The sequence below is a fragment of the Mycobacterium sp. 1245499.0 genome (assembly GCF_001673615.1).
GTDB lineage: Bacteria > Actinomycetota > Actinomycetes > Mycobacteriales > Mycobacteriaceae > Mycobacterium > Mycobacterium europaeum_A.
The window spans coordinates 1-5,083 of sequence record NZ_LZMG01000093.1 but is presented as its reverse complement, the minus strand read 5'-3'; the positions used below and the strand labels follow the sequence as shown (position 1 = coordinate 5,083).

Annotated in this window: 5 protein-coding genes and 1 pseudogene; 5 read left to right on the top strand and 1 reads right to left on the bottom strand. The window is 70.5% G+C overall.

Translation table 11 applies throughout. The annotated features are described in order from the left end of the window. Window positions 1–25: 25 nt before the first annotated feature. Entirely contained in the window at window positions 26–490 is a 465-nt protein-coding gene (locus A5646_RS05000; RefSeq protein ID WP_066866672.1) for a GatB/YqeY domain-containing protein, read from the bottom strand. Window positions 491–602: 112 nt separating this feature from the next. On the opposite strand from A5646_RS05000, the gene A5646_RS04995 reads away from it, so the two are divergent. The 5 genes and pseudogenes from A5646_RS04995 to A5646_RS04975 all read left to right on the top strand — a co-directional run. Continuing rightward, entirely contained in the window at window positions 603–1,844 is a 1,242-nt protein-coding gene (locus A5646_RS04995) for a hypothetical protein (RefSeq protein ID WP_067020297.1), read from the top strand. A gap of 22 nt (window positions 1,845–1,866) precedes the next feature. Next, window positions 1,867–2,520, top strand: a complete 654-nt coding sequence (locus A5646_RS04990; RefSeq protein WP_066863020.1) for a DUF4129 domain-containing protein — start codon at window positions 1,867–1,869, stop codon at window positions 2,518–2,520. After that, complete coding sequence (locus tag A5646_RS04985) at window positions 2,520–3,659, top strand: DUF4350 domain-containing protein (protein ID WP_066863028.1); 1,140 nt, start codon at window positions 2,520–2,522, stop codon at window positions 3,657–3,659. The genes A5646_RS04990 and A5646_RS04985 overlap by 1 nt, the downstream gene beginning before the upstream one ends. Next, the gene (locus A5646_RS04980) at window positions 3,542–4,651 is read left to right on the top strand and encodes an AAA family ATPase (RefSeq protein WP_369806908.1); all 1,110 of its coding nucleotides are present in this window, start codon (window positions 3,542–3,544) and stop codon (window positions 4,649–4,651) included. The genes A5646_RS04985 and A5646_RS04980 overlap by 118 nt, the downstream gene beginning before the upstream one ends. Then, window positions 4,651–5,083 (top strand): annotated as a pseudogene (locus A5646_RS04975) (DUF58 domain-containing protein); the annotation flags it as partial. The gene A5646_RS04980 and the pseudogene A5646_RS04975, both read left to right, overlap by 1 nt.

Sequence of the window (5,083 nt, the reverse complement as noted above, 5' to 3'; positions counted from 1 at the left end):
CCGGGTGGTGCTCTGACCCGGTTGGCTACAGCCGCTCTTTGACAGCGGCCGAGAGGCGGGCGCCGTCGGCCTTGCCGGCGGCGATCGCGGTGGCGGCCTTCATCACCATGCCCATCTGCTTCATCCCGGGGCGTTCGCCGATCTCCTCGGCGACCTGCGCGATCGCGGTGTCCGCGACGTCGGCCACCTCGGCCTCGGTGAGCGGGGTGGGCAGGTACTCGTCGATGATCCGGCCCTCGGCGTGCTCGTTGGCGGCGAGCTCCCCGCGGCCGTTCTGGGTGTAGATCTCCGCGGATTCGCTCCGCTTGCGGGATTCCTTGGCCAGGACCTTGATGACCTCTTCGTCGGTGAGGTCTCTGGCCTCCTTACCGGAGACCTCCTCGGTCTGGATCGCGGCTAACAGCATGCGCAGGGTGGCCGTTCGCAACTTGTCCTGGGCCTTCATCGCCGCGGTCAAGTCCGACCGGATCCGGGATTTGAGTTCCGCCATGTCTGCGACGCTACGCGCCGGGTGGGGGGTCGACGTTGTGAAATGCCCCGGCCGCCGACAGGATGGAGCCCATGACGAACGACGCGCCCGGCTGTAAAGGCCGCGGGGTTCGGTGAGCGCGCCGCCGCCTGGTAATCCGGTTGGTCCGCCACCGGCATACGGCCCACCACCTCAATACGGTCCGCCGCCATACGGCCCGCCGCCGGGATACGGCCCGCCGACATACGGCCCGCCCGCGTATGGCCCGCCGCCCGGCTACCCGCCCCCGCCGGGCTACGGCCCCCCGCCGGGCTACGGCGCTGCGCCCGGATACGGGCCGCCCTCGGGCTACGGCGCCGCACCGGGCTACGGATCGCCGCCACCGTTCGGCCCGCCGTCGGGCTACGGAGCCGTCAAACCCGGGATCATCCCGCTGCGCCCGCTCACCCTCGGCGACATCTTCAACGGCGCGGTCGGCTATGTCCGAGCGAACCCCAAAGCGACGTTGGGGCTGACCGCCATCGTCGTGGTCATCATGCAGATCATCACCAAGGTCGCGTTCTTCGGCCCGCTGGCCGCCGCCGACAGGTTCGGCAGCGATGCGCCCGGCGAACTGAGCTCGGGGGTGCTGGGCGCGTGGACGGCCTCGGTGGGTGGCGGCATCCTGGTCGGCTGGCTGGGCGGCATGCTGCTGTCGGGCATGCTCACCGTCATCGTCGGGCGGGCGGTGTTCGGGTCACCGATCACCATCGGCGAGACCTGGGCCAAGATTCGCGGGCGGCTGCTGGCCCTGCTCGGTCTGGCCCTGCTGGAAGCCGTCGTGGTGGCGGCCCTCGCCGGGCTGGTCGCGGTGATCATCGGGGTGCTGGCGGCGGTCGGCAACGCCGCGGCGGCCGTGGTGTTGGGCATCCCGTTGGTGCTGGCCGTCCTCGCGTTCCTGGCGTACCTGTACACGGTGGTGCTGTTCGCCCCGGTGCTGATCGTGCTGGAGCGGCTGCCGGTCATGGACGCAATCACCCGGTCCTTCAAGCTGATTCGCCACGGCTTCTGGCGGGTGCTGGGCATCCGGCTGCTGACGTTCCTGGTGGCAGCCGTGGTCGCCAACGCCGTAGCGGTGCCCTTCAGCCTCGTCGGCCAGTTCTTCCAGGTCACCTCGTCCAGCACGGCGTTCCTGGTCAGCACCGCGATCCTGTCGGTGGGGGCGGCGATCGGTGAGATCATCACCGCGCCGTTCAACGCGGGAGTCATCGTGCTGCTGTACACCGACCGCCGGATGCGCGCCGAAGCATTCGATCTGGTGTTGCAGAGCGGAGCCGCCCAGGGGCCATACGCGGCCGCTTCCACCGACAACCTCTGGCTGACCCGGCCCCTGTAAGGGCCGAAAGGATTGCCGCAGGATGCCTTCCATCGACATCGACCGCGATGCCGCACACCGCGCCGCACAGGACGAGCTCAACAAACCCAGCTATTCGAAGGGCTCCGCGCGAGAACACTTCGTCGACTGGCTCAACGACCTGATTTACCGGCTGCTGCAGAAGACCTCGACGATTCCGGGCGGATGGTTCACCGCCACAGTGCTTTTCATCCTGTTCGCCATCGCGGTGCTCGTCGGCGTCTACGTTCTGCGCCGCACCATGCGCACCCGCCGCGGCGGCGATCACTCGTTGTTCGAGGCCGCCCAACTGACCGCCGCCCAGCATCGCGCGACGGCCGAGAATCATGCGGCGCAGGGCGACTGGGCGGCGGCGATTCGTCACCGGCTGCGGGCCGTCGCCCGCCAGCTCGAAGAGACCCGGGTGCTGACACCCGCCCCCGGCCGCACGGCCAACGAGCTGGCCCGCGACGCCGGCGCCGCGCTGCCCCATCTGGCCGGCGAATTGACGCAAGCGGCATCGGCTTTCAACGACGTCACGTACGGTGAACAACCCGGCACCCAGCCCGCCTACCAGATGATCGCCGAGCTGGACGACCACCTGCGGTCCCGCTGGCAGGGCGGACCGCTGGGACCCGGCCGGGCGGAAGCCCCCGAGTCGTGGGCGGCGGTGCGCTGATGGCGACGACCACCGGTGTGACTCCCGAAACCACGCCGCGGCGCTGGCGCACCTGGCGGTGGGTGCTCGTCACGCTGCTGGTGCTCGCGGTCATCGCCGGCGTCGATGCCTATTTGACCGCGCCGCGGCCCGGCGCACGCATGGACCCGGGGGCAACCGGACCCGACGGCGCCCACGCACTGGTGGAATTGCTGCGCAACGCCGGAGTCGACGTCGTGGTGGCCAACAACATCGCCGACGTCGAACACGCGGCGCGCCCCGATGCGCTGATCCTGGTGGCCCAGAGCCAATACCTCACCGACACGCTGCTGGACCGGCTGGCCAGCGTCCATTCGGACCTGCTGCTGGTGGAACCGACGACACGGACCCGCGAGGCGCTGCTGCCGGACATCCGGATCTCGGGCGCCAACGGTTTCGACCTCGACCCCAATTGCACGCTGCGCGAGGCGGTTCGGGCCGGCTCGGTGCGGTTCGGGCCCAGCAACACCTACGAGCCCAAAGGCGGGCGCGCGATGACCCGCTGCTACGACGGCGCGCTGATCCGCTTCCGCGACGACGGCCGCACCATCACAGCGGTCGGCAACACCGACTTCATGACCAACGGCGGCCTGTTGCAAGCGGGCAACGCGGCCCTGGCGATGAACCTCGCCGGCGACCGGCCCCGGCTCATCTGGTACGCGCCGCATCAGGTCGAGGGTGAATCCTCGGCCAAGGCATCGCTTTTCGACCTGATCCCGCCCAATGTCATCTGGATCGTCGGTCAACTGGCGCTGGGAGTGCTGCTGGTCGCCCTGTGGAAGGGCCGCCGCCCCGGGCCCCTGGTGGCCGAGGAGCTGCCCGTGGTGGTCCGCGCGTCGGAGACGGTCGAGGGTCGCGGGCGGCTGTACCGGTCCCGACGGGCACGCGACCGCGCGGCCACCGCCTTGCGCGCCGCCACGGTCGCGCGGCTGCTGCCGCGGCTGGGCCTGGGCGCGGGCGCGTCACCCGATGCGGTGGTGACCACCGCGGCCCAGCGCATCGGATCCGATCCGGCGTTCGTCTCCTACCACCTGTTCGGTCCGCCCCCGACGACCGACAACGACCTGTTACAACTTGGCCGTGCGCTCGACGAAATCGAAAGGCAGGTCGCACACCCGTGACACAGTCCCCTTCCGCTCCACAAGCCGATACCGCCCAGTCCCCCACCGCTGAATCGGCACGCGAGGCACTGCTGGCGTTGCGTGGCGAGCTCGCCAAGGCTGTCGTCGGACAGGAGGGCGTGGTCAGCGGCCTGGTGATCGCGCTGCTGTGCCGTGGTCACGTGCTGTTGGAAGGCGTTCCGGGAGTGGCGAAGACGCTACTGGTCCGGGCGCTGTCCGCGGCGCTGCAGCTCGAATTCAAGCGGGTGCAGTTCACCCCGGACCTGATGCCCGGCGACGTGACGGGTTCACTGGTGTACGACGCGCGCACCGCCGCGTTCGTGTTCCGGCCCGGCCCGGTGTTCACCAACCTGCTGCTGGCCGACGAGATCAACCGGACCCCACCCAAGACCCAGGCCGCGCTGCTCGAGGCGATGGAAGAGCGACAGGTCAGCGTCGATGGCCAACCGCAGCCGCTGCCCGACCCGTTCATCGTGGCCGCGACCCAGAACCCGGTCGAATACGAGGGCACCTACCAGCTGCCCGAGGCCCAGCTGGACCGCTTTTTACTCAAACTGAATGTGACGCTGCCGCCGCGGGACGCCGAGATCGCCATCCTGCACCGGCACGCGCACGGCTTCGACCCGCGCGACCTGTCGGCGATCAGCCCGGTGGCCGGGCCCGCCGACCTGGCGGCCGGCCGCGACGCCGTCCAGCGCGTGCTGGTCGGCGACGAGGTGCTCGGTTACATCGTCGACATCGTGGGGGCCACCCGGTCGTCCCCCGCGCTGCAACTGGGCGTGTCGCCCCGCGGTGCCACCGCCCTGCTGGCCACCGCGCGGTCCTGGTCCTGGCTGTCCGGCCGCAACTACGTCACTCCCGACGACGTGAAGGCGATGGCCCGCCCGACGCTGCGGCACCGGGTGATGCTGCGGCCCGAGGCCGAACTCGAAGGGGCCACGCCCGACGGTGTGCTCGACGGGATTCTGGCGTCGGTTCCGGTGCCCCGCTAGTGGTCCTGACCGGACGCACCGGGTTGGTCGCACTGATCTGCGTCCTGCCCATCGCGCTGTCCCCCTGGCCGGCAACGACTTTCGTGGCCCTGCTGATCGCGCTGACGGTTCTGGTGGTCGTCGACATCGTGTTGGCGGCCAGCCCCGCCAAGTTGCGCTACGTCCGTTCCCCGGATCGCTCCGCCCGGCTCGGCCAGCAGGTCGAGTGCGGGCTGTTGATCCGCAACGACGGCCCGCGCAGCTTCCGCGGCCAGATCCGCGACGCCTGGCCGCCCAGCGCCCAGGCGCAGCCGCGCACCCAGCCGATCAACATCGCGGCCGGACAGGACCAGCGCGTCACGGCCCGGCTGCAACCGCTCCGCCGCGGCGATCAGCGCGCGACGGTGGTGACCGCCCGATCGATCGGTCCGCTGGGGCTGGCGGGACGGCAGG